At 64.9% G+C, this 25,541-nt stretch carries 27 protein-coding genes; 21 read left to right on the top strand and 6 right to left on the bottom strand.

Annotation, left to right across the window (positions count from 1 at the left end):
* Positions 1-62: 62 nt before the first annotated feature.
* A complete protein-coding gene (locus ACSQ3S_RS25375) occupies positions 63-1,976 on the top strand; it encodes a methyl-accepting chemotaxis protein (RefSeq protein WP_436144154.1) in 1,914 nt (637 codons plus the stop codon).
* A 134-nt stretch (positions 1,977-2,110) separates the two neighbouring features.
* Entirely contained in the window at positions 2,111-2,398 is a 288-nt protein-coding gene (locus ACSQ3S_RS25370) for a YciI family protein (RefSeq protein ID WP_436144153.1), read from the top strand.
* Here ACSQ3S_RS25370 and ACSQ3S_RS25365 read toward each other — a convergent pair whose 3' ends face one another.
* The 6 genes from ACSQ3S_RS25365 to ACSQ3S_RS25340 are packed head-to-tail and all read right to left on the bottom strand — an operon-like array spanning position 2,399 to position 6,076.
* On the bottom strand, positions 2,399-2,740 hold the full coding sequence (locus tag ACSQ3S_RS25365) for a ribonuclease E inhibitor RraB (protein WP_176652068.1): 342 nt from the start codon (positions 2,738-2,740) through the stop codon (positions 2,399-2,401).
* Positions 2,741-2,744: 4 nt separating this feature from the next.
* Positions 2,745-3,077 carry a nucleotidyltransferase domain-containing protein gene (locus ACSQ3S_RS25360; RefSeq protein ID WP_436144152.1) on the bottom strand — a complete coding sequence of 111 codons (333 nt, stop codon included), beginning with the start codon at positions 3,075-3,077 and terminating at the stop codon, positions 2,745-2,747.
* 60 nt (positions 3,078-3,137) lie between these two features.
* Positions 3,138-3,263, bottom strand: a complete 126-nt coding sequence (locus ACSQ3S_RS25355; protein ID WP_436144151.1) for a nucleotidyltransferase substrate binding protein — start codon at positions 3,261-3,263, stop codon at positions 3,138-3,140.
* A gap of 33 nt (positions 3,264-3,296) precedes the next feature.
* Positions 3,297-3,869, bottom strand: a complete 573-nt coding sequence (locus tag ACSQ3S_RS25350; RefSeq protein ID WP_436144150.1) for a CDP-alcohol phosphatidyltransferase family protein — start codon at positions 3,867-3,869, stop codon at positions 3,297-3,299.
* Positions 3,866-5,359 carry a sensor histidine kinase gene (locus tag ACSQ3S_RS25345; RefSeq protein WP_176652064.1) on the bottom strand — a complete coding sequence of 498 codons (1,494 nt, stop codon included), beginning with the start codon at positions 5,357-5,359 and terminating at the stop codon, positions 3,866-3,868. The genes ACSQ3S_RS25350 and ACSQ3S_RS25345 overlap by 4 nt, the downstream gene beginning before the upstream one ends.
* On the bottom strand, positions 5,360-6,076 hold the full coding sequence (locus tag ACSQ3S_RS25340) for a response regulator (RefSeq protein WP_176652063.1): 717 nt from the start codon (positions 6,074-6,076) through the stop codon (positions 5,360-5,362). It lies immediately after the preceding gene.
* Positions 6,077-6,304: 228 nt separating this feature from the next.
* On the opposite strand from ACSQ3S_RS25340, the gene ACSQ3S_RS25335 reads away from it, so the two are divergent.
* From ACSQ3S_RS25335 to ACSQ3S_RS25245, 19 genes are all read left to right on the top strand, one after another.
* A complete protein-coding gene (locus tag ACSQ3S_RS25335; RefSeq protein WP_176652062.1) occupies positions 6,305-7,369 on the top strand; it encodes a porin in 1,065 nt (354 codons plus the stop codon).
* A gap of 87 nt (positions 7,370-7,456) precedes the next feature.
* Positions 7,457-8,428 (top strand): Bug family tripartite tricarboxylate transporter substrate binding protein, encoded by a 972-nt coding sequence (locus ACSQ3S_RS25330; protein ID WP_436144149.1) that lies wholly within the window; start codon positions 7,457-7,459, stop codon positions 8,426-8,428.
* A gap of 31 nt (positions 8,429-8,459) precedes the next feature.
* Positions 8,460-9,557 carry an ABC transporter substrate-binding protein gene (locus ACSQ3S_RS25325; protein WP_413446253.1) on the top strand — a complete coding sequence of 366 codons (1,098 nt, stop codon included), beginning with the start codon at positions 8,460-8,462 and terminating at the stop codon, positions 9,555-9,557.
* Between the two features lie 69 nt (positions 9,558-9,626).
* Positions 9,627-11,402, top strand: a complete 1,776-nt coding sequence (locus ACSQ3S_RS25320; RefSeq protein WP_353405357.1) for an ABC transporter permease — start codon at positions 9,627-9,629, stop codon at positions 11,400-11,402.
* A 24-nt stretch (positions 11,403-11,426) separates the two neighbouring features.
* Positions 11,427-12,497, top strand: a complete 1,071-nt coding sequence (locus ACSQ3S_RS25315) for an ABC transporter ATP-binding protein (RefSeq protein WP_413448454.1) — start codon at positions 11,427-11,429, stop codon at positions 12,495-12,497.
* Between the two features lie 281 nt (positions 12,498-12,778).
* On the top strand, positions 12,779-13,510 hold the full coding sequence (locus ACSQ3S_RS25310; protein WP_436144148.1) for a beta-ketoacyl synthase chain length factor: 732 nt from the start codon (positions 12,779-12,781) through the stop codon (positions 13,508-13,510).
* Positions 13,503-14,288: a lysophospholipid acyltransferase family protein gene (locus ACSQ3S_RS25305; protein WP_436144147.1), complete on the top strand. Its 786-nt coding sequence runs from the start codon at positions 13,503-13,505 to the stop codon at positions 14,286-14,288. Before ACSQ3S_RS25310 ends, ACSQ3S_RS25305 begins: the two co-directional genes overlap by 8 nt.
* Positions 14,281-14,535 carry a phosphopantetheine-binding protein gene (locus ACSQ3S_RS25300; RefSeq protein WP_043481206.1) on the top strand — a complete coding sequence of 85 codons (255 nt, stop codon included), beginning with the start codon at positions 14,281-14,283 and terminating at the stop codon, positions 14,533-14,535. The genes ACSQ3S_RS25305 and ACSQ3S_RS25300 overlap by 8 nt, the downstream gene beginning before the upstream one ends.
* A gap of 11 nt (positions 14,536-14,546) precedes the next feature.
* On the top strand, positions 14,547-14,816 hold the full coding sequence (locus ACSQ3S_RS25295) for an acyl carrier protein (RefSeq protein ID WP_436144146.1): 270 nt from the start codon (positions 14,547-14,549) through the stop codon (positions 14,814-14,816).
* 5 nt (positions 14,817-14,821) lie between these two features.
* Entirely contained in the window at positions 14,822-15,367 is a 546-nt protein-coding gene (locus ACSQ3S_RS25290; protein ID WP_353402656.1) for a hypothetical protein, read from the top strand.
* A complete protein-coding gene (locus tag ACSQ3S_RS25285; protein ID WP_436144145.1) occupies positions 15,360-17,120 on the top strand; it encodes an AMP-binding protein in 1,761 nt (586 codons plus the stop codon). The genes ACSQ3S_RS25290 and ACSQ3S_RS25285 overlap by 8 nt, the downstream gene beginning before the upstream one ends.
* Positions 17,113-17,862 (top strand): glycosyltransferase family 2 protein, encoded by a 750-nt coding sequence (locus ACSQ3S_RS25280; RefSeq protein ID WP_436144144.1) that lies wholly within the window; start codon positions 17,113-17,115, stop codon positions 17,860-17,862. The genes ACSQ3S_RS25285 and ACSQ3S_RS25280 overlap by 8 nt, the downstream gene beginning before the upstream one ends.
* On the top strand, positions 17,847-18,803 hold the full coding sequence (locus tag ACSQ3S_RS25275; RefSeq protein WP_436144143.1) for an LpxL/LpxP family acyltransferase: 957 nt from the start codon (positions 17,847-17,849) through the stop codon (positions 18,801-18,803). The genes ACSQ3S_RS25280 and ACSQ3S_RS25275 overlap by 16 nt, the downstream gene beginning before the upstream one ends.
* Positions 18,790-20,361, top strand: coding sequence for an HAL/PAL/TAL family ammonia-lyase (locus ACSQ3S_RS25270; protein ID WP_436144142.1), 1,572 nt, complete (start codon positions 18,790-18,792; stop codon positions 20,359-20,361). Before ACSQ3S_RS25275 ends, ACSQ3S_RS25270 begins: the two co-directional genes overlap by 14 nt.
* On the top strand, positions 20,348-20,782 hold the full coding sequence (locus ACSQ3S_RS25265; RefSeq protein WP_436144141.1) for an acyl-CoA thioesterase: 435 nt from the start codon (positions 20,348-20,350) through the stop codon (positions 20,780-20,782). The genes ACSQ3S_RS25270 and ACSQ3S_RS25265 overlap by 14 nt, the downstream gene beginning before the upstream one ends.
* A complete protein-coding gene (locus ACSQ3S_RS25260; protein ID WP_436144140.1) occupies positions 20,779-21,387 on the top strand; it encodes an outer membrane lipoprotein carrier protein LolA in 609 nt (202 codons plus the stop codon). The genes ACSQ3S_RS25265 and ACSQ3S_RS25260 overlap by 4 nt, the downstream gene beginning before the upstream one ends.
* A complete protein-coding gene (locus tag ACSQ3S_RS25255; RefSeq protein ID WP_436144139.1) occupies positions 21,384-23,735 on the top strand; it encodes an MMPL family transporter in 2,352 nt (783 codons plus the stop codon). The genes ACSQ3S_RS25260 and ACSQ3S_RS25255 overlap by 4 nt, the downstream gene beginning before the upstream one ends.
* On the top strand, positions 23,728-24,981 hold the full coding sequence (locus ACSQ3S_RS25250) for an NAD(P)/FAD-dependent oxidoreductase (RefSeq protein WP_436144138.1): 1,254 nt from the start codon (positions 23,728-23,730) through the stop codon (positions 24,979-24,981). Before ACSQ3S_RS25255 ends, ACSQ3S_RS25250 begins: the two co-directional genes overlap by 8 nt.
* Entirely contained in the window at positions 24,966-25,541 is a 576-nt protein-coding gene (locus tag ACSQ3S_RS25245) for a DUF3261 domain-containing protein (RefSeq protein WP_436144137.1), read from the top strand. The genes ACSQ3S_RS25250 and ACSQ3S_RS25245 overlap by 16 nt, the downstream gene beginning before the upstream one ends.

Raw genomic sequence — 25,541 nt, 5'->3', positions numbered from 1 at the left:
CTGACTTCGATTACGCTGAATTTTCAAATGTAGTAACGCCGATTTAACCTTTGGGGAATGTTATGGCTAGTCTTCTGCGCCGTCTGTCGATACAGCAAAAACTGATGGTCAGCATGGGCGCCTGCCTGCTGCTGTTCCTGGCGATCTCGGCAACGCTGAGTGTAGTGATGACCGGCAACAGTATCCGCGACCGCGTGGTCGATACGGAGCTGCCGGCGGAGGTGGGCGAGATCCGCAACGACATCCTGCGCCAGATCGGCGAGCCGCTGTCGGCCACGCTGGCGATCGGCGCCAATACCTTCCTGCTGGATTGGGAAAAAGCCGGCTTGCCGGATACCGGCCTGCCGGCCTGGATCGCCTACGCCGCCAGCATGAAAAAAACCATGAAGGCGGCCGCCGTGTCGTGGGTGTCCGGCAGCACCGGCAAGTACTTCGACGAGAAGGGCTACAGCCGCACGCTGGACAAGGGCGCGGCGGCCGACCAGTGGTTCTTCAACTTCCTCGCCGGCGGCAAGCCGTACTCGCTGAACCTGGACAAGGAACCGGGCGCCACCGCATACAACGTCTTCATCAACACCCGCTTCGACGCCGGCGACGGCAAGATCGGCGTGGCCAGCCTGGGGCTGGCGGTCAACAAGCTGGCCGAGACCATCCGCACCTACAAGGTCGGGGCCTCCGGCTTCGTGTACCTGGTGCGGCCGAACGGCATGCTGATCGTGCACCGCGACGCCGCGCTGGCGGACGGCCAGCACTTCATGAAGGACTTGCCGGGCTTTAACGCCGAACTCAGCACCAAGCTGCTGGCCGGCGAACGCTACGCCAACGCCAGCTACAAGGCGCCGGACGGCAAGCGGCTGGTGGCCTCGTCGTTCGTGCCGGAGCTGAATATGTATGTGATCGCCGAAGTGCCGGAGGCCGAGGTGCTGGGCGCCGTCACCCGCTCGGTGACGATTTCGGCGCTGGTGGGCGGCCTGGTCGGCGGCGGCGTCGGCATGCTGGTGATCCTGCTGGTGAGCCGGGCGATTGCCGCACCGGTGGCGCGCGCCGCCCACATGCTGGGCGAAATCGCCGACGGCAACGGCGACTTGAGCCGCCGCATGACGGTCGAGAGCGAGGATGAGGTGGGCGCGCTGGCCCACGGCTTCAACCGCTTCGTGTCCTCGCTGAACGGCACGATACGCCAGGTGCGCGACAGCACCGAGACCATCGCCACGGCATCGAGCGAGATCGCCAGCGGCAACCTGGATCTGTCGTCGCGCACCGAGGCGCAGGCCTCCAGCCTGGAAGAGACGGCATCGGCGATGGAGCAGCTGACGGCGACCGTGACGCAGAACGCCGAGAGCGCCAAGCATGCCAATCAGCTGGTGCAGTCGGCGTCCGGCTTCGCCACCCAGGGCGGCGAGGTGGTGGGGCGCGTGGTGCAGACCATGGTGTCGATCAAGGATTCGTCGCGCAAGATCGTCGACATCATCGCGGTCATCGACGGCATCGCTTTCCAGACCAATATCCTGGCGCTGAACGCGGCGGTCGAGGCGGCGCGCGCGGGCGAGCAGGGACGCGGCTTCGCGGTGGTCGCTTCCGAGGTGCGCAACCTGGCGCAGCGCTCGGCCTCGGCGGCCAAGGAGATCAAGGAGTTGATCGGCGATTCGGTGGTGAAGGTCGACGCCGGCAGCGTGCTGGTGGACGAAGCCGGTGCGACGATGAGCAAGATTGTGTCGTCGGTGGAGCAGGTGACCAGCATCATGGGCGAGATCGTCTCCGCCAGCCACGAGCAGAGCGAAGGCATCGCGCAGGTGAACCTGGCGGTGACCGAAATCGACAGCACCACGCAGCAGAACGCCGCGCTGGTGGAGCAAGCCGCGGCGGCGGCGGGTTCGCTGCAGGAACAGGCGGCCCATCTGGCGCAGGTGGTCAGCGTGTTCAAGCTGGAAGACGAACCGCGCGGCGGCATGGCGGCGCGGCTGGCCCTGCGCTAGGCTGGAGGCGCGGCATGATCGTCAGGTTCCGGCCGACCTCTTTGAGCGATTCAACAAGTTAGCTATACTGGGTCGTTATCGGGTGCGGACGTTCATTCGAGACTTGTCGTCAAATTAGATTGGAATGCTGCCCCATGTACATCGTTGACCTGACTTATTTGAAACCGCTGGCGGAGATTGAGCCGCATCTGGCAGCGCATCGCGCGTTTCTTGATGAGCATTATGCGCGCGGGATCTTTATCGCATCCGGCCCCAAGAATCCGCGCGATGGTGGCGTGATCGTGGTTGGCGGCCGGGTGTCGCGGCCGGAGCTGGATGCATTGCTGGCGCAGGATCCGTTTGCGAAGAACGGCATCGCCAGCTATCGCGTGACGGAGTTCGAAGCCACCAAGCACCAGCCGGCGCTTGCCGAGTTGTTGTAATCAGGCGGGCGGGCCGACGTCCATGCCGTCGTAGGCTTCGATCTGCTGTTCCTCGACGAATTTGTAGAACTCCTGGTTGCGCGCGTGCAGCGTGTCGACCGTGTGCTTCTCGACTTTTTCCACGTGCAGCCACCACAGCGCCGGCGTATCCGCTTCCGGCTTCGAGTCGTAGATGCCGACGGTCTTGTAGCCCTTGGCCATCAGCAGCGCGGCGGCGCTTTCCAGCTTGCTCTTGGTCGGGTCGGCAAAAAAGTAGCCCCACAACAGCGGCTTGGCGATATCCCACGGCGCGTTCTGCTTCATGTCGGCAAACAGCTCGACCATTTCTTCTTTGGTGATCATTTTCTTATTCCTTGTTACGCTGGTAGAACGAGGTACCGACTCGTTCGATGTGGTTCAATAGCTCGGGGTTGTCGATGTGGTCCCGGATCGACAGGTCGATCTTGTACGGCAGCAGCAGGTCGTCCAGCTGATTTTCCAGCTTGAGCAGCAGTGGAGTGGTCAGGCCTGTACCGATCAGGCATAGGTCGATGTCGGAACCCCGCTTGAAATTGCCCGCTGCGCGCGAACCGTACAGGATCGCTTGCTCGACTTCCGGAAACTCGGAAAATACCGCGCCCATGCTGCGCACAACGCTGGCCTTCAGACCGAACACGAGCGGTTCAAGTTCAGACGACATCGGCCAGCTCCGTCATCTTCCGCTCGAACTGCGTGAACAGCGCAAAGTAGCCATCCAATATCAATTGGCGATTTCATCCGCGGTTTCTTTGTTGTACGTATGCGCCGACTGGTTGCGGCTTTTGATCATTCCCATCCATATCTCGCCATCGTCGATCAAATCATATTGAAAGTCTTGCTCGCTCATGTTTGGCTCCGGCGATGGATGGATGTCGCTATTTTACCGCAGGCGCAGTGCGTGGACGAAGGAAGGCACGTCGGTTTGCCATCGCGGCAGGATGACGGAGATGGCCAGGCCTTCAACATCGGCGACGATGCCCATGTAGATGGCCAGCGCCACGGCCGTGCCGTTCAGGCCCAGCACCAGCAGCGCGAAGAAGCCGGCGAACAGGAAGATGCCCCACAGTTTCGAGGACCACATGTGGTAGCTGGCTTCGCGTCCGAACTTGCGCAGGTCGTAGGCGTAGCGGGCCAGTTCCAGCGTGGCCAGCACGGCCAGCGCGGCCGCATGGTCGAGGATCGCGCCGGGGTGCAGGTGCCAGGCGGCGAATACGGCGGCGAGGTAGAAGATGGAGTCGGCGACGCTGTCGAGCCGGCGCAGGTTCGGTGTCGCGATGCCGAGGCGGCGCGCGATGATGCCGTCGAATACGTCCGACAGGAAGGCGGCGACCAGGCAGGCGCCGAACGCGGCGCCGCTGGGATGGTAGAGGGCGAGCACCACCACCACCGGCGCCAGCAGCGCGCGCAGCGCCGTCAGCGAGACGGGAATCAGGTTGATCGCCGCAGCCATCATTTCGACGCTGAAGCCATCGCGGGAAGCCTGATCTCGACCTTGAGCCCCTGGCCGCCGGCGGCATCGGACAGCGTGATGCCGGCGCCGTGCAGGCTGGCGATGTCGCGCACGATGGCCAGGCCCAGGCCGGCGCCGCCCGGATTGCGCTCCAGCGTGGCGGCGGCGCGGTAGAACGGCGCGAACACGCGTTCGCGCTCCGACGCCGGAATGCCGTGGCCGCTGTCTTCGACTTCCAGCGTCACGCCGCCGCCACGTTGGGCCACCCGCAGCACCACCGTGCCACCCTGCGGCGTGTAGCGCAAGGCATTGTCGACCAGGTTGGCGATCATCTCGTGCAGCAGCAGACCCTGGCCGTCGACGACGCATTCCGTCTCGGCCTCCAGCGACAGGTCGATCTGCTTGGCCACCGCCGCCATCGCCATCTCCAGCCCGACCTGGCGCGCGATGTCGCGCAGCGACACCGGTTCCGATTGCGCCGCCGCGCCGTCGGCGTTGCCGCCATGTTCGATGCGGGCCAGCGTCAGCAGGCGGTTGGCCAGATTGACGGTGGAGTCGGTGGTGGCGGCGATGCTGTGGACGATCTCGCGCAGCGCGGCCCTGGTCTCGTCGGGATGGACGCCGGCACGGTCGCATTCGCGCAGCGCCAGTTCGGCCTGCGTCTTCAGCACCGTCAGCGGCGTGCGCAGCTGGTGCGAGGCGTCGGCGATGAAGCGGCGCTGGCTGCTGATCAGGATGTGCAGCCGCGAGCGCGAACTGTTCATCGCCGCCACCAACGGCCGCACCTCCTTGTGCACCAGCGTCGGATCGACGTCGGACGAGTCGTTCAGGCTACGCGTCTCCACGGCGATTTTCAGCCGCATCAACGGCTGCAACACCAGCCGCACCGCGAACCATACCAGCAGCGCCACCGCCAGCAGCAGCAAAGCTTGCCACACCAGCGTGTCGAACAGGATCTGGTTCGACAGGCCGCGCCGCGCCTCCAGCGTCTCGCCGACCTGGATCAGCGCGATGCCGCGCATCGAGTCGTCGTACACCGGCTGCAGCAGCGCGGCGATGCGCACCGGCTGGCCGTTGTAGCTGGCGTGATAGAAGCGCACCAGCGCCGGATAGGCTTCCGAGCGCGGCACGTTGGCCGGCACCGCCGGCAGGTCGCCGTAGCCGGACACCGTCTCGCCGTTGAGCCCAGTGACCTTGTAGTAGATGCGGCCCAGCGTGTCGGTCTCGAAGCTGTCCAGCGCCACGTAGGGCACGTCCGCCACCACCTTGCCGTCGACGATGGAGACGCGCTCCGCCAGCGCGCGGGTGGAGGCCAGCAGCGAGCGGTCGTAGGCGACATCGGCGGCGTCGAGCGCGTTGCGGTAGACCGAGACGGTGTTCAGCGCCACCAGCACCAGCAAAGGGCCCAGCAGCCAGCGCAGCAGCTGGCCGCGCAGGCTGCCCAGCGGCGCGCCGGGACCGATCAGGCGGTGGAGTGTGCCGGAAAGCGCCATTTAACCGGCAGGGGTGGAAGGCGTAGCCGAGGCGGGGCGGGGCTGCAGCAGGTAGCCGATGCCGCGCAGCGTGGTGATGACGGCGGCATCCGGCCCGGCGATGTCGAGCTTCTTGCGCACGCGGTGGATGTACAGTTCGATGGCGTCGAGGTTGGCGTCGTCGGCCAGCGCGAAGACTTCGTCGAACAGCTTCTCCTTGGAGACGGCGCGGCCGGCGCGGGTGATCAGCGTTTCAAGCACCGCGTGTTCGCGCGGCGTCAGCGCCAGCGCGTTGCCGGCATAGGTGAACATGCGGGTGACGGTGTCGAAGCTGAGCGCGCCGCAGTTGTGCACCAGCGCCTCGTTGCCGACGCTGCGGCGCAGCAAAGCCTTGACCCGCGCTTCCAGCTCGGCCAGTTCGAAGGGCTTGGCCAGATAGTCGTCGGCGCCCAGGTTCAGGCCTTGCACCCGGTCTTCCAGGCCGCCGCGGGCGGTCAGTATCAGCACCGGGGTCTGGCCGCGTGGGGCGCCGCGCGCGCGCAGGCGCTTCAGCACCTCCAGACCGTCCATGCGCGGCAGGGTCAGGTCCAGGATCACCAGCGCGTAATCCTGCGTGTGCAGCAGGGCGTCGGCGTCGGCGCCGTTGTCCGCACATTCAACCGTCAGGTTGGCGTCGCGCAGCGCCTTCGACAGCCAATGTGAGAGCTCAGTGTGGTCTTCAACTAACAGTATGCGCATAAGTTCTTGCCAACAATATGAAATAAGTTCAGTGTAAGGCCAGAATCATGGTCTCAGGCGCCGCAAAAGGGAAGCCCTCGCCTGGTTTGTGGTGCATGGACGACAGGTATCCGCGCCGATGTGGTAATGAAATGCCAGTGAAAGGCAATTGAAAGGAAGCGACTCCTATAGTGACAGCCTGATCACAAAAATCAGGCATCACAAATAACTATATCCTCTGGAGACAACATGAAGAAATCCGCATTGACCCTCGCAGTCATGGCTTTGGCCGCAGCAAGTGGCGCCGTCCAGGCGCAAACCAACGTGCAGGTCTACGGCCTGCTGGACATGGGCGTTGAAGTCGCCAATAACAAAACACCAACAGGCGGCAGCCAGACCAGCGTGATTTCCGGCGGTATGAACACCTCGCGCTGGGGCTTGCGCGGCACCGAAGATCTGGGTGGCGGTTTGAAAGCAGTATTCAACCTGGAAGGCGGCATCCTGATGGACACCGGCGCCGCCGACGGCCCGCTGTTCAAGCGTCAGGCCACCGTGGGCCTGGAAGGCTCGTTCGGCCGCGTCGTTCTCGGCCGCTCGTTCACCAGCGTGTACGACACCGTGATTTCCTTCGATCCGATGGGCTTCGCACCGTACTACTCGTGGGCCACTTCCGGTCCGGCCACCGGCCCTAGCAAGTACGGCTTCACCACCGCTTACGACAACATCATCAAGTACAGCAACACCTTCGGCGACTTCAAGTTTGCCGCCAACTACGCGGCGGGTGAGCAGACCACCGGCACGCAGGACAGCGCCAAGGTCGGCTTCGCAGGCGTCTACAAAATCGGCGGCGCCAACCTGATGGCGACCTGGGAGCGCAACAACGGCAACACCGTGGCCGCCACCGGCAACCGCGACAAGAACACCGTCTGGCACCTGGGCGCCAACTACGAGAACGGCCCGTTGAAGCTGTGGGGCGTGGTGCGCGACTACAAACTCGTCGCCGGCAAGGCCCTGACGGCCGATGTCGATGCCACCACCACCTGGGCCGGCGTCGCCTACAAGACCAACGACGTGACCACGCTGACCGGCGCGATCTATCATATGAACGTCAAGAACGTCGCCGCCGGCAAGGACGCCGACCCGACCATGTACGTGGCGCGCTATCGCTACGCACTGTCCAAGCGCACCGACCTGCATGTGTCGGCCGCCTACGTCAAGGCCAAGAATGGCCAGCTGACCGGCCTGTCGCGCGACGACGCTGGCTACGGCACCACCCAGCACGGTGTGACCGTCGGCATGCAGCACCGCTTCTAAGCCAAGGAAAAGGACGCGGCGTTTTTCTTCAAAACGCCGCGTCCTGAAAGCGCTTTGAAAGCTTCACCGTTCTAAGATACCTACAAGATGACTAAAGTTTTGCTGGCTTTGATTGCCGCGCTTTTTCTAGGCGTGGCAGCGCAGGCCGCAAGCCTGGAGTGCATCGTGCCGTCCAAGCCGGGCGGGGCGATGGACCTCACCTGCAAGCTGGCGCAAAAGGGTTTGCAGGGCTTGCGCGGGTCGCCGAACCCGCCGCCATCGGATATGCACATCAGCTATCTGCCGGGCGGCATCGGAGCGGTGGCCTGGCATTCGCTGGTGTCGCAGCGGCGCGCGGAACCGAACACGCTGGTGGCTTTTTCGGGCGGCTCGCTGCTCAATCTGGCGCAGGGCAAGTTCGGCAAGGCCAAGGCGGCCGATGTGCGCTGGGTGGCGGCGCTGGGCGCCGACTACGGCATGATCGCGGTGCGCGCCGATTCGCCCTACAAGACGCTGGGCGAGCTGGTGGCGGCGCTGAAGGATCATCCGCAGAAGGTGCTGATCGGCGTCTCCGGCACCATCGGCAGCCAGGACTGGCTGAAGATGGCGATGGTGGTCAAGACCGCCGGCGTCGATCCCAAGGTGCTGCGTTTCGTGGCGCTGGAAGGCGGCGGCGAAGCCTTCGCCGCGATGCACGCGAATCTGGTGCAGGTGGTGTCCGGCGACGCCAGCGAGGCGACCTTGTATGCGGCCAGCGGCAATACGCGGGTGCTGGCGATACTGGCCGAACACCGGCTGCCGGGCGTGTTGGCGAATGTGCCGACGGCGCGCGAGCAGGGCATCGATGTGGTGTGGCCCATCATCCGCGGCGTGTGGATGGGGCCTCAAGTGTCGGATGCGGATTATCAGCATTGGGTATCGAACTTCGACCGGGTGCTGGCCAGTCCGCAGTTCGCGCAAATGCGCGCGGCGTCGGGGCTGTTCCCGTTTGGGCTGACCGGCGACGCGCTGGGAGCGTACGTAAAAAAGGCCGTGGACGATTACGGCAGGCGCGCCGCCGAACTCGGTCTGGTGCGCTGATCAAACAAACATATAAGAACTGGAGACGAAGATGATGAAGACCACTTTGGCCGCTGCATGCGCCACCCTGTTTGCTGCGACGCTTGCCGCCCCGGCTTTTGCGCAGGTACCCGCCGGCTATCCGGCCGACTATCAGAAGATCATCGACGGCGCCAAGAAAGAGGGCAAGCTGGTGCTCTACGGCGCCACCGACAGCAAGGCGACCGCGCCGCTGATCAAGGACTTCAACGCGCTGTACCCGGGCATCACCGTCGAGTACAACGACATGAACTCGACCGAGGTGTACAACCGCTTCATCTCCGAAGTGGCCGCCGGCGGCAACACGGCAGACGGCATGTGGTCGTCCGCGATGGACCTGCAGATGCGCCTGGCCTCGGACGGCTACGCGCTCAAGTACAAGTCGGTGGAAGCGGCCAAGATCCCCGGCTGGGCGGTATGGGACGACCAGGCCTACGGCACCACGTTCGAGCCGGCCGCCATCGTCTACAACAAGCGCCTGGTGGACGCCAAGGAAGTGCCGCAGACGCACGCCGATTTCGCCAAGCTGATTCTGCAGCCGAAATTCAAGGACAAGGTCACCACCTACGACATCGAGAAATCCGGCGTCGGCTTCATGTTCATGACGCAGGACGCGCGCGAGAATCCGAAGTTCCTGGAGTTGGAAAACGCCTTCGGCGAAGCCAAGGTGCGCGTGCAGTCGTCCACCGGCACGATGATGGAGCGTATCTCGTCGGGCGAGAACCTGATCGGCTACAACGTGCTGGGCTCCTACGCGCTGGTGCGCGCCAAGACCGACCCGTCGATCGGCGTGGTGCTGCCGAAGGACTACACGCTGATCCTGTCGCGCGTGTTCTTCATCAACAAGGCCGCCAAGAACGTCAACGCCGCCAAGCTGTGGCTGGACTACATGCTGTCGCACCGCGGCCAGACCATCATCGCCAACGATTCGAAGCTGTTCGCGATCCGCGCCGACGTCACCGGCGAGACCACCTCGGCGGACCTGATCAAGCAGATCGGCAAGGACAACGTCAAGCCGGTGCCGGTCCATCCTATCGTGCTGCAGTTCCTGGGCCCGCAAAAGCGCATGGCTTTCCTCAAGCAGTGGAAAGAAACCGCAGGCAAGAAGTAATCCGTATCGCCGGCGCGCGACGTTCGCCGCGCGCCGGCCGCAACATCCATCCGCTTCTACGGAATCACTATGCAAACTCTCTCTATCCCTGGCTCCGGCCGGCGCAGCATCAACTGGCCGCGCGGCGTGGTGGTGACGCTGGCCGCCATCGCCATCTTCCTGCCGCTGCTGCTGATCTTTTACCAAAGCTTCCTGGACGCGCCGTTCTTCATGCCCGTCAAAAACCTGGGCCTGGACGCCTACCGCTTCATCTTCGACGATCCCGATTTCTCCGTGGCGTTCAAGAACGCCTTCCTGCTGGCCGCCGGCCTGACCGCGATCGCCGTGCCGCTGGGCGGCATGCTGGCCTTCCTGATGATACGCACCGACCTGCCGGGCCGCGGCTTCATCGCGCCGATGCTGCTGGTGCCTATCTTCGTGTCGCCGATGGTGATGGGCTTCGGCTACGTCGTCTCGATGGGACCAGTAGGTTTCTATTCGCTGTGGGCCAAGGACATCCTCGGCTTCATCCCCTGGAACATCTACTCCTTCACCAGTATCGTGGTGATCGCCGGCCTGACGCACGTGCCGCACGTCTACCTGTACGCCTCGTCCGCGCTGAAGAGCCTCGGCTCCGACGTGGAGGAGGCGGCCCGCGTGGCCGGCGCCTCGCCGCTGCAGGTGATGTTCAACGTCTCGCTGCCGATGATCACGCCGGCGCTGGCCTATGCCGCCGTGCTGGTGTTCTTCCTCGGCTTCGAGGTGTTCGGCCTGGTGCTGGTGCTGGGCGATCCGGAAGGCCACCTGGTGCTGGCCACCTACCTGTACAAGCTGACCAACAAGCTGGGCACGCCGTCCTACCATCTGATGGCCGCCGTCGCCGTCTGCCTGGTGATGGTGACGATGCCGCTGGTGATGATCCAACGCTGGCTGCTGAAGTCCGCCAACAAGTTCGTCTCGATCAAGGGCAAGGGTGCGCGTTCGAAGTCCATGCCGCTGGGTAAATGGAAATGGCTGGCCTTCGCGCTGATCTTCGCCTGGCTGATGTTCACCATCATCATGCCGATGTCGGGCATCGTGCTGCGCTCCTTCGTCCAGTACTGGGGCGAGGGCGTGAACCTGCGCGACGTGCTGACCCTGTCGCACTTCCGCGAAATCATGGAACAGCCGGCGCTGATGCGCGGCATCCTGAACACGATCCTGATCGGCGTGATCGGCGGCGCGCTGGCGGTGTGCTGCTACTGCGCCATCGCGCTGGCCATGCACCGCAAGCCGGACGGCATCACCCGCTTCCTCGACTACAGCGTGCTGGTGCCGCGCGCCGTGCCTGGCCTGCTGGCCGGCCTGTCCTTCCTGTGGGTGTTCCTGTTCGTGCCGAGCTGGCTCGATGGCATGCTGAAGGGCATGGACAACGGCGCCGCCCTGTGGCTGAGCGAGCATGCGATACCGGTGCTGCGTTCGCTGCGCTCGACCATCTTCGCCCTGTGGCTGGCGTATTCGGTGGTGTGGCTGGCCTACGGCATGCGCCTGATCTCGACCGCGCTGCTGCAGGTCGGACCGGAACTGGAAGAGGCGGCGCGCGCGGTCGGCGCATCGCGCGGCCAGGTGACCCGCGACGTCACGGTGCCGCTGGTGAAGTACGGCCTGCTGGGCGCGTGGCTGATGGTGTTCCTGATCTTCGAGCGCGAATATTCGACCGGCGTGTATCTGCTGTCGCCGGGCACCGAGGTGATCGGCGCGATGCTGGTATCGTTGTGGGGGACCGGCTCCACCGATCTGGTGGCGGCGCTATCGTTCATCAACATATCGCTGGTGGCCATCGGCCTGGGCGTCGCATTGCGCTTTGGCGTGAAGCTGCATAACTAAAAAATTATGAAACGAGACATCATCATGAATGAACTGACCGTCAACGACCTGCACCTGGACTACGGCACCGGCGCGCACGCCAACCAGATCCTGAAGGGCGTGTCCATGCACCTGCAAAAAGGCGAAGTGGTGGCGCTGCTTGGTCCGTCGGGCAGCGGCAAGACCACGCTGCTGCGCGCCGTGGCCGGCCTGGAAAGCCCGAAGCAGGGCACCATCGCCATCGGCGAACGCAATGTGTTCGACGGCTCGAAAAACTTCGAGATGGCGGCCGAGCACCGCAACCTGGGCCTGGTGTTCCAGTCCTACGCGCTGTGGCCGCACAAGACGGTGTTCGACAACGTTGCCTATGGCCTCAAGCTGCGCAAGATGGGCACCAGCGAAATCAAGGACCGCGTCAGCGACGTGCTGAAGAACCTGGGCCTGGGCCATCTGGGCGAGCGCTTCCCGCACCAGTTGTCGGGCGGCCAGCAGCAGCGCGTGGCGATCGCGCGCGCGCTGGTGTACAACCCGCCGGTGATCCTGCTGGACGAACCGCTGTCCAACCTGGACGCCAAGCTGCGCGAGGAGGCGCGCGCCTTCCTGCGTGAGCTGATCGTGCGTATGGGCCTGTCGGCGCTGATGGTCACTCACGACCAGGCCGAGGCGATGGCGATTTCCGACCGTATCCTGCTGCTCAATAACGGCAAGATCGAACAGCAGGGCACGCCGCAAAGCATGTACGAAACGCCGGATACGCTGTTCACGGCCGAGTTCATGGGCAGTAACAACCGCCTGCCGGCCACCGTCGTGCAGCGCGATGGCGCCAATGTGCTGCTCGACGTAGGCGGCACCCGTCTGCAGGGCACGGGGCGCGGCACCGCGTCCGGCGACCCGTCGACCATCATCCGCGTGGAGGAAGTGAAGGTCAGCGCGACGCCGGTGGACAACGCGATCCAGCTGCCGCTGCTGACCTGCATGTACCTGGGCGACCGCTTCGAATGCCTGTTCAAGAGCGAGAGCGGTCCGGAGATGAGCCTGCGCGCGTATTCCAAGTACAAGCTGGAAGCGGGCAGCTACTGGCTGCAGATGCCGGCCGATAAGCTCTGGGTGTTCTGACCCCGCAGCAGGTCTGCGTGGTCCAGGGAGCGGCGCCGCAATCGTGCGGGGCCGCTTTTTTTTATTGCTTTCTGCCAAAAGTTGGGGGTTTTGGAGAGGATTCGTGCGTGAAATCGCACAGTTTTAAAGCCTTAAGCGTAAAATAGTTGCCCAGAGTCTATTTGGTTTGGTGTGCACCATTGCCAGTCGTTTATAATTTGCACGGTACGCCGGCTGGCATTTTTGCGGCATGAGAGTGCGATTTCGCGCCTTCTTTTACCTCAAAACTCTGGATATTCAACATGCGTACAGATGGCGTCCGTTTTTCAATCGCTAGGCACGCCGAATGGGCGCCCGGCCTGACTACGTCCGAAGCGTGGGCGCAGTGGGCGCAGGCGCCGTATCCCATCCAATCCGCCGAGGAGCCGGGCGTCAAGGCCATGCCCGCGATGCTGCGCCGTCGCGCCGGTTTCCTGGGGAAGATGGCGCTGGAGGTCGCATACGAGTGCCTCGACGGCCGCAGCGATATCCCGACGGTTTTCTGTTCGCGGCACGGCGACGCGGCCCGCGCGCTGGCGCTGCTGGCCGACCTGGCGCGCGGCGAGGCGTTGTCGCCCACGGCTTTCGGCATGTCGGTGCATAACGCCATCGCCGGCCTGTTGACCATTGCCCGCAACGACCGCGCCAACCATATCGCGCTGGCCGGCGGCGCCGCGACCATCGAGCATGCGGTGATCGAAGCCTGCGGCCTGCTGGCCGACGGCGCGCCGATGGTGCTGCTGGTTGCCTGCGATTGTCCGCTGCCGGAATTGTTCACGCCTTTCGAGGATTGCGAAGAACAGCCGCATGCGTGGGCGTGGCTGATGACGCCTGCCGCCGATGACGCTGTCGCGCTGAGCTGGAGCGCCGGCGGCGACGCGCCGACCGGCGGCATGCCGGGCGGGTTGGAAGTGGCAGCCTTCCACCTGCGCGGCGCGCGCCACCTTGAGCGGTGCGATGGGCGTTTGCGCTGGCGCTGGAGCCGCGATGCTTGAAGCGCAAAAGGCCAGGCTGTCGCTGTATTGGCGGGTGTTTGCCACCGGCCTGAGTTTTACGGTATTCGGAGCCGGCGGCCTGGTGCTGGGTGCGCTGGTGTTTCCCTTGTTGAACCTCGTGGTGCGCCAGCCGCAGCGCCGCGTTGCGGCGGTGCGCGGGCTGATACACCGGGCCTTTCGCATTTATGTGGGTTTGATGCGGGCGCTGGGCGTGCTGCGTTATGAGATACGCGGCCTCGATAAGCTGAAACGCGGCGGCCTGCTGATACTGGCCAACCACCCGACGCTGATCGACACGGTGTTCCTGATGGCCTTCGTGAAAAACGCCGATTGCATCGTCAAGGGCGCCTTGTGGCACAACCCCTTTACGCGCGGGCCGTTGCGGGCGGCGGGCTACATCAGCAACGAGGGCGGTCCGGCGCTGGTGCAGGACTGCATCGCGTCCCTCCGGCGCGGCAATAACCTGATCGTGTTTCCGGAGGGGACGCGGACACCGGGTGACGGTGTGATCAGCATGAAGCGCGGCGCGGCGAATATCGCGGTGCGAGGCGATCGCAATATGACGCCGGTGCTGATCCGCTGCGAGCCCCCCACTCTGGGCAAGGGCGAGAAGTGGTGGCGCGTGCCGTCGCGCCGTGTGCTGATACGGATCGACGTCCAGGATGACCTGGCGATCGAAGCATTTACAGGGGGCGGCGCCAGCGAAGTGATGGCGGCGCGCCGATTGACTGAATTTTTGCAGAATTATTTTACCGGGAAGTGCCAAAGCCATGCTTGAACTGGAAGTCAAAGAACTGATCATTGATGTGCTGCAGCTCGAGGACATCACACCGGCCGACATCGACAGCGCGGCGCCGCTGTTCGTGGAGGGACTCGGCCTCGACTCGATCGACGCGCTGGAGCTGGGCGTGGCGCTGCAGAAGAAGTACGGCATTTCGCTGTCGGCCGATTCGGAAGATACCCGCCGCCACTTCGCGTCGGTACAGGCGCTGGCGGCGATGATCGACAGCCATAGAAAGAAATAAGGGAGCGGGACATGATTGAGTTGAATCACATGAGCAAGGACCAGCTGCAGGCGTGCGTGGTCGATCTGCTGGCGGAGATGTTTGAACTCGACAAGAGCGAACTGACCGCCGAATCGAATCTGTACGCCGATCTGGACATCGACAGCATCGACGCCGTGGACCTGGCCGTGAAGCTGAAACAATTGACCGGCAAGCGCCTGCAGCCGGAAGTGTTCAAGACCATCCGCACCATCGGCGACGTCGTCAACGCGCTGGCCGGCATGACGGAGCAGGCGGCGTAGGTACGATGCCGATGACTGTACTGACAGTGGCGATAACGCTGCTGTATCCGTTGGCGATCTGGTTCGGACACGGGCAGGTGGAGCCGCGCTGGCTGGCCGGCCTGTTGCTGCTGGCGGCGGCCACGCGCCTGCCGGCGCTGAAGCTGAGCGTTGCCGCCCGCTGGTCGGTGGCCGGCGCGCTGGTGCTGGTCGGCTGCGCCGTCTGGAGCAATCTGCTGCTGCCGCTGAAGCTCTATCCGGTGCTGGTGAACGCGGCGCTGCTGGCCGGCTTCGGCTACAGCCTGACCACGCCGGTGTCGGCGGTCGAGCGCATGGCGCGTTTGCGCGGCGAGGACTTCCCGCCGGCGGCGCAGGCCTATATGCGTACCGTGACGCAGGTCTGGTGCTGCTTCTTCGTGATGAATGGCGCGATCGCCTTCGCCACGGCGCTGTGGGCGTCGGAGGCGGCGTGGTCGTTGTACACCGGCGTGATCTCGTACGCGCTGATGGGGCTCCTGTTCGGCGCGGAGTATCTGGTGCGCCTGCGTTTCAAGCGGTTGCATCATGTCTGACCGGATTGAAAATCTGTATGCCGCGATCGCGGCGCGCCCGGCGGCAGGACTGATCGGCCGGCGCGCGGGCGAGGGCGTGCGCAACGAGCAATTCCTGGCGCGCGTGCAGGCCTGGCATGCGCTGCTGCGCGCGCAGGCCGGCAGCGCTTTCGCCTTGTACCTGGACGACAGCATCGAGTTCGGCGCGGCGCTGCTGGGCGCCTGGCACGCCGGGAAAACCATCTGGCTGAGCGCCGATACGCTGGAGGCCAGCTGCGCCTCCCTGCGCGCTTCCGTCGATGGCTTCCTTGGCCAGTTCCCGGAGTCCCTGCAGCCTTTGCGGCCAAGTGGCGGCGCAGCTCCCGCCGCGGACCTGAGCGGCGCGCTTGCCGCGGACCTGCCGGCGCTGGTGGTGTTCACCTCCGGCAGCACGGGCGCGGCGCAAGCCATCCCTAAAAAACTCTCGCAGCTGGCCAGCGAAGTGGCGACGCTGGACGCGCTGTTTGGCGCCGCCGCTGGCGTTGGCGACGACGTTGCGGTCTTGGCGACGGTTTCGCATCAGCACATCTACGGCCTGCTGTTCAAGGTCCTGTGGCCGCTCAGTTCCGGCCGCTCCATTCATGCGGCCAGCATCAGCTATCCGGAGGAGCTGGCGCCTGCGATGGCGGCCGGTCCCTGTATGCTGGTCACCAGTCCGGCCCACTTGAACCGCCTGCCCGATCACCTGGACTGGAGCGGTGCCGCGCGAACGCTGCAGGCTGTGTTTTCATCCGGCGGTCCGCTGTCGCCGGAAACGGCATACACAAGCGGGCGGCTGCTGGGCAAAGTACCGGTGGAAGTCTACGGCAGCTCGGAAACGGGCGGCGTGGCATGGCGCCAGCGCAGCGCCGGTGCCGATGACTCCTGGCTGCCTTTTCCGACGGTGGCATGGCGTCTCGGCGACGAGGACGGCGCGCTGGAAGTGCGCTCGCCGCACCTTGCCGACGACAACTGGCTGGCGCTGGCCGATCGCGCCGCGCGCAGCGGCGAGCAGCGTTTCCTGCTGCTGGGCCGTAACGACCGCATCGTCAAGATCGAAGAAAAGCGCATCTCGCTCAGCGGCATGGAAGCGACACTGATCGCCTCCGGGCTGGCAGCCGAAGCGCGTGTCATGCTGTGCGAACCGGTGGCCGGCGAGCGTCAGAAGCTGGCTGCTTTCATCGTCCCGACGCCGGAAGGCAGCGCAGTGTTCGCCGCCGGCGGCAAGGCCGCATTGAACGGCCGACTGCGCAGCGCACTGGCCGCCACCGTGGAAGCCGTGGCCTTGCCGCGCCGCTGGCGCTATCTCGACCAGATGCCGGTCAACGCGCAGGGCAAGACCACGCTGGCCGCCTTGCTGGCGCTGCTGGACAGTGAAGACGGCATGGCCGGCCACCGTCCGCGCTTTGCGCAAATGCGCGAGCTGGAACGCGAACCCCGGCGAGTGCTGTTGGAGCTGACCGCGCCGTCGAACCTTCTGTATTTCGATGGCCATTTCGACGCGGCGCCCATCCTGCCGGGCGTGGTGCTGGTCGAGTGGGCGATGCACTACGGGCGCCAATACTTTTCGCTGCCGCCACAATTCAAGGGCATCAACGCGCTGAAGTTCCAGCAAGTGATCCAACCGAATCAGGCGGTGCTGCTGGAGCTGTTGCACGACGCGGCCAAGGGCGGCCTGCAATTCCGTTACACGTCCGAAGCGGGACATCATGCGAGCGGGCGCGTCGTCCTGCACGCTGGAGAAGTCCATGTCTGAGTTTAAACCCTGCATCGTGGTTCCGGTCTATAACCATGAACACGCCATCGGTGCCGTGCTGGCGGGTCTGCTGGTTTACGGCGTGCCCGTCATGCTGGTGGACGACGGCAGCAGCGCGGCGTGCGCGGCGGTTCTCGATACGTTGACGCGCGAGCATTCGGACCGCGTCTGTCTGGTGCGCCTGCCGTACAACCAGGGCAAGGGCGCGGCGGTGCTGGCCGGCTTCCGCCGCGCGGCGGAACTGGGCTACAGCCATGTGCTGCAGATCGACGCCGATGGCCAGCACCGGACCGCCGACGTACCCAAGTTCCTGGAGACGGCGCGGACGCATCCGCAAGCCGTCATCGCCGGCCACCCGATCTATGACGAGTCGGTGCCGAAGGCGCGTTTGTATGGCCGCTACGCCACCCACATCTGGGTCTGGATCAATACGCTGTCGTTCGACATCAAGGACTCGATGTGCGGCTTCCGCGTCTATCCTGTGGCACCGGTCAATGCGCTGGCGGCGCGCCAAACCATCGGCGTGCGCATGAACTTCGACACCGACATCCTGGTGCGCCTGTTCTGGGACGGCCTGCAAGTGGTCAACCTGGCGACGCGGGTATCGTATCCGTCGGATGGCGTGTCGCACTTCCGCATGTGGCGCGACAATGTGTTGATCACGCGGATGCACACGGTGCTGTTCTTCGGCATGTTGCCGCGTATCCCGCGACTGCTGGCGCGAAAATGGCAGACGCGATGAGCGGGGAGCGCGGCCGGCACTGGGCTTCGATCAACGAATTCAGTTTCGTGGCCGGCATGCGGCTGCTGTTCTGGATCTGCCGCGTATTCGGCCGCTGGCCGTTTCGCCTGTTCCTTTACCCGGTGCTGGGCTGGTACGTGCTGACCAAGCCGCAGCCACGCCGCGCCTCCCAGGAGTACCTGCGCCGCATGGCGGACTACAGCGGCCGCGCCATGCCCGGCGTGTTGCGCCATTTCGCCGCCTTCGGCGAGAGCATCCTCGACAAGATGCTGTTGTGGGGCGGCCTGTTCAGTCTCAACGATGTGGACCTGCACGGCGGCGATCTGATTACCGACGCGGCGAAGCAAGGGCGTGGCGGCCTGCTGATCTGCGCCCACCTGGGTAACATGGAACTATGCCGCGTGCTGTCGCGCCGGCGCAGCGAGATCAAGATGACGGTGCTGGTGCATACCAAGCACGCGCAGGCGTTCAACCAGATGCTGGGCCGCCTCAACCCGGACAGCCAGCTCAATCTGATGCAGGTGACGGAAATGACCCCGGCCACCGCGATGCAGCTGTCGGAAAAGGTCGCGCGGGGCGAGTTCGTCGTCATCGCCGGCGACCGGGTTCCGGTATCGCATAATCCGCGCGTGGCGGTGGCGGACTTCCTTGGCGCGCCGGCGGCGTTCCCGGTCGGTCCGTATGTACTGGCCAGCGTGCTGCAATGCCCTGTGTATCTACTGTTCTCCGTCCGGCAGGGCGCGCGCTCGGCGATATATTTTGAACCCTTCCGCGACTCGGTGCGCGTGCCGCGCCAGGGGCGCGACGCCGCGCTGGCGGCGCTGGCCGCCGACTACGCCAAACGGCTGGAGTACTATTGTCTGCGGGCGCCGCTGCAATGGTTTAATTTTTACGATTTCTGGCACTTACTCCAACTGGAACGCTCCGATGCACCTCGCTGACATTGCCCAACTCAATACCGCTCCGCGCACCGTGCGCTTCGACCGCGAACGCCTGACGATCGAAGACATCGTCGATATCGCGCAGGGCCGTGCCGTCGCCGAGCTGTCGGACGATCCGGCCTTCCGCGCCGCCATCACGCGCGGCGCCGATTTCCTGGATCGCCTGCTGCGCGAGGACGGCACCGTCTACGGCGTGACCACCGGCTATGGCGATTCCTGCACCGTGACGGTACCGCCGGAACTGATTGCGGAGCTGCCGCACCACCTGTACACCTATCACGGTGTCGGCCTGGGCGAATACTTCACGCCGGCGCAAACCCGCGCCATCCTGGCGTCGCGCCTGGCCTCGCTGAGCAAGGGTTATTCGGGCGTCAGCGTCGAACTGTTGCTGCAGATCACGCGCCTGCTGGACGCCGGCCTGCTGCCGCTGATCCCGTCCGAAGGCTCGGTCGGCGCCAGCGGCGACCTCACTCCGCTGTCCTATCTGGCGGCGGTGCTGTGCGGCGAGCGCGAGGTATGGCGCGACGGCGTGCAGGTGCCGGCCGCGCAGGCCTTGCGGGAAGCCGGCATCACGCCGCTGCGCTTGCGCCCGAAGGAGGGCCTGGCCATCATGAACGGCACCGCCGTGATGACAGCGCTGGCCTGCATGGCCTACGACCGCGCCGAATACCTGCTCAAGCTGAGCACCCGCATCACGGCCATGGCCTCGTTCGCGATGGACGGCAACGCCCACCACTTCGACGAAGTGCTGTTCTCGGTCAAGCCGCACGACGGCATGCAGCAGGTGGCGGCGTGGCTGCGCAGCGACCTGCCGACCGATCAATGGGAGCGCAACGGCAAGCGACTGCAGGACCGCTACTCGATCCGCTGCGCGCCGCACGTCATCGGCGTGCTGGCCGACGCGATGCCGTTCTTCCGCTCATCGATTGAAAACGAACTCAATAGCGCCAACGACAATCCGCTGATCGACGGCGACAACGAGCGCGTGCTGCACGGCGGCCACTTCTACGGCGGCCACATCGCCTTCGCCATGGACGGCATGAAGAACGCCGTCGCCAACCTGGCCGACCTGCTGGACCGCCAGATGGCGCTGCTGGTCGACAGCCGCTACAACCACGGCCTGCCGGCCAACCTGTCCGGCGCCACCGGCCCGCGCGCGGCCATCAACCACGGCCTGAAGGCGCTGCAGATCAGCGCATCGGCATGGACGGCGGAGGCGCTCAAGCTGACCATGCCGGCCTCGGTGTTTTCGCGTTCGACCGAGTGCCACAACCAGGACAAGGTCAGCATGGGCACCATCGCCGCGCGCGATTGCCTGCGCGTGCTGGAGTTGACCGAGCAGGTTGTCGCCGCGCTGCTGATCACGGTGCGCCAGGGCGTCTGGCTGCGTTGCCAGGCCAGCCCGGAACTGCAGCCGCACGCCGCGCTGGCTGCGATGCAGGAAGCGCTCGGCGCCGACATCCGGCCGGTCGAGGAAGACCGCCGCCTGGAGCCGGACCTGCGCCTGCTGCTGGAGCGCATACGCGCCAAGGCATGGGATCTGTATGCGCCGAACTAACAAGGAAAGCCGCTGGTTCGCGGAAATCGAGATGCAGGTGCAGTTCTTCGACCTGGATCCGATGGAGATCGTCTGGCACGGCCGCTACGTCAAGTACCTGGAAGTGGTGCGTTGTGCCCTGCTCGACAAGATAGGCTACAACTACCCGCAGATGAAGGAATCGGGCTACGCATGGCCGGTGATCGACATGCAGCTGCGCTACGTCGGCTCGGCCACTTTCGGCCAGAAGCTCAGGGTGCGCGCCGATATCGTCGAATGGGAAAACCGCCTGAAGATCGACTATCTGATCACCGACGCCGACACCGGCAAGCGCCTGAACCGCGCCAGCACCACGATGGTCGCCGTCGATATCGCCACCAAGGAGATGTGCTTCGTGTCGCCGCCTGTGCTGTTTGAAAAACTAGGAATCGAGCCCGTATGAAACTGATCAAATCCGTCGTGCTGGCGATCTCGCTGGCCGCACTGAACCCGGCGCAGGCTGCCGTGCAGGTCGCGAAGATCCAGGCCATGCTGGCCAGGCCGCCCGTCATGTGCGGCCGCTTCGACCAGAACAAGCAACTGGCGGGCATGAAGAAGCCGCTGGCGGCGGAGGGGCGATTCTGCGTCGTCGCCGGCAAGGGGGTGCTGTGGCGCACCTTTAAGCCTTTTCCGAGCACGCTGCGGCTGACGCGCGATGAAATCGTCAATTATCAGGGTGACCGCGTCGCCATGCGGCTTGACGCCAAGACCGAGCCCACCGTCCGCATGATCAACAACGTGCTGTTCTCGCTGCTGGCCGGCGACCTGGCGCAACTGGAATCGCTGTTTGAAGTCGACGGTACGGTCGATGCCGGCAGCTGGAGCGTTTCGCTGAAGGCGCGCTCGCCGGGGCTGGCCAAGGCTATTGGCGCCATCAAGCTTGAGGGCGGCACCTACGTCAGGAGCATTGTCATGAGCGAAGCCAGCGGCGACCGTACCAGCATCGTGTTCTCGGCGATTCAATCCGGCGAAGCGGCGATGACCAGGGAAGAGGCGGCGCTGTTTTGACGCGCAGCCGACAATTCGCGCTGCTGTGGGCGATGGTGGTCTGCCTGCTGTTGGGGCATAACGCCTATCTGTGGCTGGTCAAGCGCATTGTGCCCGACACAGACATCATGGCGCTGCTGCCGGTGCAGGAGCGCGACCCGGTGCTGCAGCAATCGTTCTTGCACATGGTCGACGCGGCGCAACAACGGGTGGTGGTGCTGGTCGGCGCGGCGGACTGGCAGGACGCCAAACGCGCCGCCGACGCCTACAGCGCAACGCTGGACGCGCGCAAGGACTTGTTCGAAGCGACGCCGATCAACGATCAAACGCAGGCCGACTGGCTGTCGCTGTTCCAGCAGCATCGATTGACGCTGCTGACGGCACAACAGGAAGCGCAGCTGCGCGAGCAGCCGTCGCAGTTCTGGCTGGACGGGGCGCTGGCCAAGCTGTACGCGCCGTTCGGCGGACCCAAACTCGGTTCGTGGCAGGAGGACCCGTTCGGCCTGTTCTCCGGCTGGGTGCAGGAACGCGCGCAGGAAACGCCGGTGCGTCCGCGCGACGGCCACCTGTTCGTGGCCGACGACCAGCGCCAGTATGTGCTGCTGCCGTTGACGCTGAAAGTGCCCGCGCTGTCGATGACTGCGCAGGAGAGCGTGCTGCCGCTGCTGAAGCAGGCCGGCGATGCCGCCCGCAAGGCCGTGCCGCAAATGGAACTGATCGAAGCGGGAGTGATACTGCATGCCGCCGCCGCCAGTGCGCAGGCCAGCGGCGAGGTCTCGACCATCGGCATCGGTTCACTGCTCGGCATCATCCTGCTGATGTGGTTTGCCTTCCATTCCTTCAAGCCGATTTCGCTGATCCTGCTGTCGATCGGCATAGGCTGCCTCGGTGCGCTGTCGGTATGCTGGCTGCTGTTCGGCCGCGTGCACTTGCTGACGCTGGTATTTGGCGCCAGCCTGATAGGCGTCGCGCAGGATTACGGCATCTACTTCCTGTGCAACCGCCTGGCCGCAGATGAAAAAATCGATTCGCCGGCGTTGCTCAAGCGCCTGCTGCCCGGCCTGAGCCTGACCTTGCTGGCGGCGGTGATCGGCTACATGGGACTGGCGTTGACGCCGTTCCCCGGCCTGCGCCAGATGGCGGTGTTCTCGGCGCTGGGCCTGGTCTTCGCGTGGATGACGGTGGTGTTCTGGTTCCCGGCCTTGATCGGCGGCCGTACTTTGAAGAGCGGCGCATTGGTGCGGGTCTACGGTACCGCCCTGCAGCGCTGGCCGCAGTTGCGCATGAACCGTGCCACGCTGGTGGCCGCGGTCGTGTTTGTGCTGGCAGCCGGCTATGGCGTCAGCCGCCTCGGCGCCAACGACGATATCCGCCTGTTACAAACCCCTCCCAAGCATCTGATCGCGGACCAGATCAAATTGAGCAAGCTGCTGGACGCGCCGACACCGGTGCAGTACTTCCTGGTGCGTGGCGCCTCATCGGAGACGGTCTTGCAGCGCGAGGAAGCGCTGAAAGCGCGGCTGGACAAGCTGATTGCCGCGCATCGCATTTCCGGCTACCAGGCCATGTCGAACTGGGTGCCGTCGGCGCGGACCCAGGCGGCGCGCCGCGCCCTGATCGAAGAAAAGTTGCTGAACGACGGCGGTCCGCTGCAAGGGCTGGCCAAGCAAACCGGCGAGGATGCGCAATGGATCGCTGCCACCCGCAACGGCCTGCTGGCCGCCGCCGCGCCGCTGACGCTGGACGACTTCCTGAAGACGCCGGCCAGCGATCCGTGGCGCCACCTGTGGCTGGGCGGGATCGACGGCGGCTATGCCAGCATCGTCGCCTTGCGCGGGCTGGAAAGCAAGTCGGTAGCGGAGGTGCTGCTGGCCGCGAACGGCCTGCAAGGCGTGCAATGGGTCGACAAGGTGGCCGAGATTTCGTCGGTGCTGGGCCGCTATCGCCAGTATATGAGCTGGGTGGCGCTGGGCGCCTACGCGGTGGTGTTCGCGCTGCTGTTCCCGCGCTACCGCCGCAAGACCTGGCGCGTGCTGGCGCCTACCGCCTTCGCCAGTATCGCCACGCTGGCCCTGCTGGGATATGGCGCGCAGAACCTGCAGTTGTTTCATGTGCTGGCGTTGATGCTGCTGCTGGGTGTAGGCGTCGATTACGGCATCTTCATGCAGGAGCATCCGGACCGCCGTGACCACACGCCCTGGCTGGCGGTCGGCATGTCTGCCGCGAATACGATTTTGTCCTTTGGTTTGCTCGGCTTGAGCAAGACCCCGGCGTTGCAGGCCTTCGGCCTGACGATGCTGCTGGGGACCGCGCTAGTGTGGATCATTGTTCCTTGTTTTGGCTCCATCAACGAAAGCTCGCATGACTGACGCAACGCATATTGAAACCGCCGAAATCCTGATCGTCGGCGCCGGACCTGCCGGTTCGGTCGCCGCCGCCTTGCTGCGTCAACAGGGACGGCAGGTGCTGGTGATCGAGCGCGAACAGTTCCCGCGTTTCTCCATCGGCGAGAGCCTGCTGCCGCAAAGTATGGCCTATCTGGAGCAGGCCGGCATGCTGCAGGCGGTGGTCGAAGCGGGCTTCCAGTTCAAGAACGGCGCCGCCTTCATGCGCAACGGCCGCTATACCGATTTCGATTTCCGCGACAAGCACACCGCCGGCTGGGGCACGACCTACCAGGTGCAGCGCGCCGATTTCGATCACGTGCTGGCCAAGGGGGCCGAACGCTTCGGCGCCGAAGTGCGCTATCGCCACGAGGTAGTGAACATCGAACTGGGGCAGGGTGCCAACGGTGGTGCCCGCGTCACCGTGAAGGACGCGGACGGACAGCAGTACCAGGTGGACGCCGGCTTCATCCTGGACGCCAGCGGCTTTGGCCGCATCCTGCCGCGCCTCCTGAAACTGGAGACGCCATCGAACTTCCCGGTGCGCGGCGCGATCTTCACGCATATCGAGGACGGCATACGCGGCGGCGGTTTCGACCGCAACAAGATACGTGTGACGGTCCATCCCGAGCACTGCGACGTCTGGTTCTGGACCATTCCATTCGCGGGCGGCCGTTGCTCGCTGGGCGTGGTGGCGGAGACCGGTTTCCTGGACCGCTATCAGGGCAGCGCCACCGAGCGCCTGCAAGCCATCGTGGCGGAAGAACCGTCGCTGCAAGCCTTGCTGGCCGAAGCCAGGTGGGATACGCCGGCACGCCAGATCGTCGGCTACTCGGCCAACGTCGAGAAGCTGTGGGGGCAGGGTTACGCGCTGCTGGGCAACGCGGGCGAATTCCTCGACCCGGTGTTTTCGTCGGGCGTGACCATCGCCTTCAAGTCGGCCAGCATGGCGGCGGCTGCGCTGCAGCGCCAGTTCGCAGGCGAGACGGTCGACTGGCAAGCCGACTACGGTGCGCCGCTGCGCAAGGGTGTCGACACCTTCCGCGCGTTTGTCGAATCCTGGTACGCCGGCGGCTTCCAGAAGATCATCTTCCACGAGAACCAGCAGCCGGAGGTGAAGCGCATGATCTCGGCGATCCTGGCTGGTTATGCGTGGGACCTGAGCAATCCCTTCGTCAAGGAGACCTCGCGCAGGCTGGCGGCGCTGGAGGCGGTATGTACGCCGGAGTGATGTGGCGCCGGGCATCGGTGACGCTGCCGGTCACACTCGGGCTGCTGCTGGGCGGCTGCGCCATCGCACCGCGGGCGCCGGCGCCCGCGCGGCTGGGACTGAAGCTGGCGCCGGCGGCGCTGGGCACCTCGATCAGCGTGCAGCAGCATCTGACAGTGGAGCGCAACGGCCGCACCGACGATCTCGATGTGGCGCTGCAGGTGGAACCGGAGGCGATCGACGTGGTGGGCCTGGCGTTCGGCCAGCGCGTGCTGACGCTGCATTACGACGGCAAGGAGCTGACATCGTGGCGCCATGTCATGCTGCCTTCGCAAGTGCGTGCCGAGGACGTGCTGGAAGACATGCAGCTGACGCTGTGGCCGGCCGCGGCGGTTGCCGCGGCGCTGCCGCAGGGCTGGCGCATCGCGGAACAACGCCTGGGGCGCACGCTGTATCTGGACGAGGAGCCTGTGATGCGGATAAGCTACAGCGGCATGCCGCGCTGGAGCGGCACCGTGGTGTTGGAAAATATCCGATATCACTATAAGCTGACGATACAGGCTGCGCCGAATACCGATTGA

It is taken from the genome of Duganella sp. LjRoot269 (assembly GCF_964254095.1).
In the GTDB taxonomy this organism is placed as follows: domain Bacteria; phylum Pseudomonadota; class Gammaproteobacteria; order Burkholderiales; family Burkholderiaceae_D; genus Rugamonas; species Rugamonas hordei.
Note: the sequence above shows the minus strand (reverse complement) of the source record. Positions and strands in the feature narration are given on the sequence as shown.

Excerpts from the sequence above, each read along its gene's own strand:
- ACSQ3S_RS25375 (WP_436144154.1), top strand. The coding sequence starts at position 63 with ATGGCTAGTCTTCTGCGCCGTCTGTCGATACAGCAAAAACTGATGGTC.
- ACSQ3S_RS25345 (WP_176652064.1), bottom strand. The coding sequence starts at position 5,359 with ATGGCGCTTTCCGGCACACTCCACCGCCTGATCGGTCCCGGCGCGCCG.
- ACSQ3S_RS25265 (WP_436144141.1), top strand. The coding sequence starts at position 20,348 with ATGCGCCGAACTAACAAGGAAAGCCGCTGGTTCGCGGAAATCGAGATG.
- ACSQ3S_RS25365 (WP_176652068.1), bottom strand. The coding sequence starts at position 2,740 with ATGATCACCAAAGAAGAAATGGTCGAGCTGTTTGCCGACATGAAGCAG.
- ACSQ3S_RS25315 (WP_413448454.1), top strand. The coding sequence starts at position 11,427 with ATGAATGAACTGACCGTCAACGACCTGCACCTGGACTACGGCACCGGC.
- ACSQ3S_RS25325 (WP_413446253.1), top strand. The coding sequence starts at position 8,460 with ATGATGAAGACCACTTTGGCCGCTGCATGCGCCACCCTGTTTGCTGCG.
- ACSQ3S_RS25260 (WP_436144140.1), top strand. The coding sequence starts at position 20,779 with ATGAAACTGATCAAATCCGTCGTGCTGGCGATCTCGCTGGCCGCACTG.
- ACSQ3S_RS25305 (WP_436144147.1), top strand. The coding sequence starts at position 13,503 with ATGCTTGAAGCGCAAAAGGCCAGGCTGTCGCTGTATTGGCGGGTGTTT.
- ACSQ3S_RS25275 (WP_436144143.1), top strand. The coding sequence starts at position 17,847 with ATGGCAGACGCGATGAGCGGGGAGCGCGGCCGGCACTGGGCTTCGATC.
- ACSQ3S_RS25285 (WP_436144145.1), top strand. The coding sequence starts at position 15,360 with ATGTCTGACCGGATTGAAAATCTGTATGCCGCGATCGCGGCGCGCCCG.
- ACSQ3S_RS25295 (WP_436144146.1), top strand. The coding sequence starts at position 14,547 with ATGATTGAGTTGAATCACATGAGCAAGGACCAGCTGCAGGCGTGCGTG.
- ACSQ3S_RS25340 (WP_176652063.1), bottom strand. The coding sequence starts at position 6,076 with ATGCGCATACTGTTAGTTGAAGACCACACTGAGCTCTCACATTGGCTG.
- ACSQ3S_RS25280 (WP_436144144.1), top strand. The coding sequence starts at position 17,113 with ATGTCTGAGTTTAAACCCTGCATCGTGGTTCCGGTCTATAACCATGAA.
- ACSQ3S_RS25320 (WP_353405357.1), top strand. The coding sequence starts at position 9,627 with ATGCAAACTCTCTCTATCCCTGGCTCCGGCCGGCGCAGCATCAACTGG.
- ACSQ3S_RS25355 (WP_436144151.1), bottom strand. The coding sequence starts at position 3,263 with ATGAGCGAGCAAGACTTTCAATATGATTTGATCGACGATGGCGAGATA.
- ACSQ3S_RS25360 (WP_436144152.1), bottom strand. The coding sequence starts at position 3,077 with ATGTCGTCTGAACTTGAACCGCTCGTGTTCGGTCTGAAGGCCAGCGTT.
- ACSQ3S_RS25310 (WP_436144148.1), top strand. The coding sequence starts at position 12,779 with ATGCGTACAGATGGCGTCCGTTTTTCAATCGCTAGGCACGCCGAATGG.
- ACSQ3S_RS25270 (WP_436144142.1), top strand. The coding sequence starts at position 18,790 with ATGCACCTCGCTGACATTGCCCAACTCAATACCGCTCCGCGCACCGTG.
- ACSQ3S_RS25250 (WP_436144138.1), top strand. The coding sequence starts at position 23,728 with ATGACTGACGCAACGCATATTGAAACCGCCGAAATCCTGATCGTCGGC.
- ACSQ3S_RS25290 (WP_353402656.1), top strand. The coding sequence starts at position 14,822 with ATGCCGATGACTGTACTGACAGTGGCGATAACGCTGCTGTATCCGTTG.
- ACSQ3S_RS25370 (WP_436144153.1), top strand. The coding sequence starts at position 2,111 with ATGTACATCGTTGACCTGACTTATTTGAAACCGCTGGCGGAGATTGAG.
- ACSQ3S_RS25350 (WP_436144150.1), bottom strand. The coding sequence starts at position 3,869 with ATGATGGCTGCGGCGATCAACCTGATTCCCGTCTCGCTGACGGCGCTG.
- ACSQ3S_RS25335 (WP_176652062.1), top strand. The coding sequence starts at position 6,305 with ATGAAGAAATCCGCATTGACCCTCGCAGTCATGGCTTTGGCCGCAGCA.
- ACSQ3S_RS25330 (WP_436144149.1), top strand. The coding sequence starts at position 7,457 with ATGACTAAAGTTTTGCTGGCTTTGATTGCCGCGCTTTTTCTAGGCGTG.
- ACSQ3S_RS25300 (WP_043481206.1), top strand. The coding sequence starts at position 14,281 with ATGCTTGAACTGGAAGTCAAAGAACTGATCATTGATGTGCTGCAGCTC.
- ACSQ3S_RS25245 (WP_436144137.1), top strand. The coding sequence starts at position 24,966 with ATGTACGCCGGAGTGATGTGGCGCCGGGCATCGGTGACGCTGCCGGTC.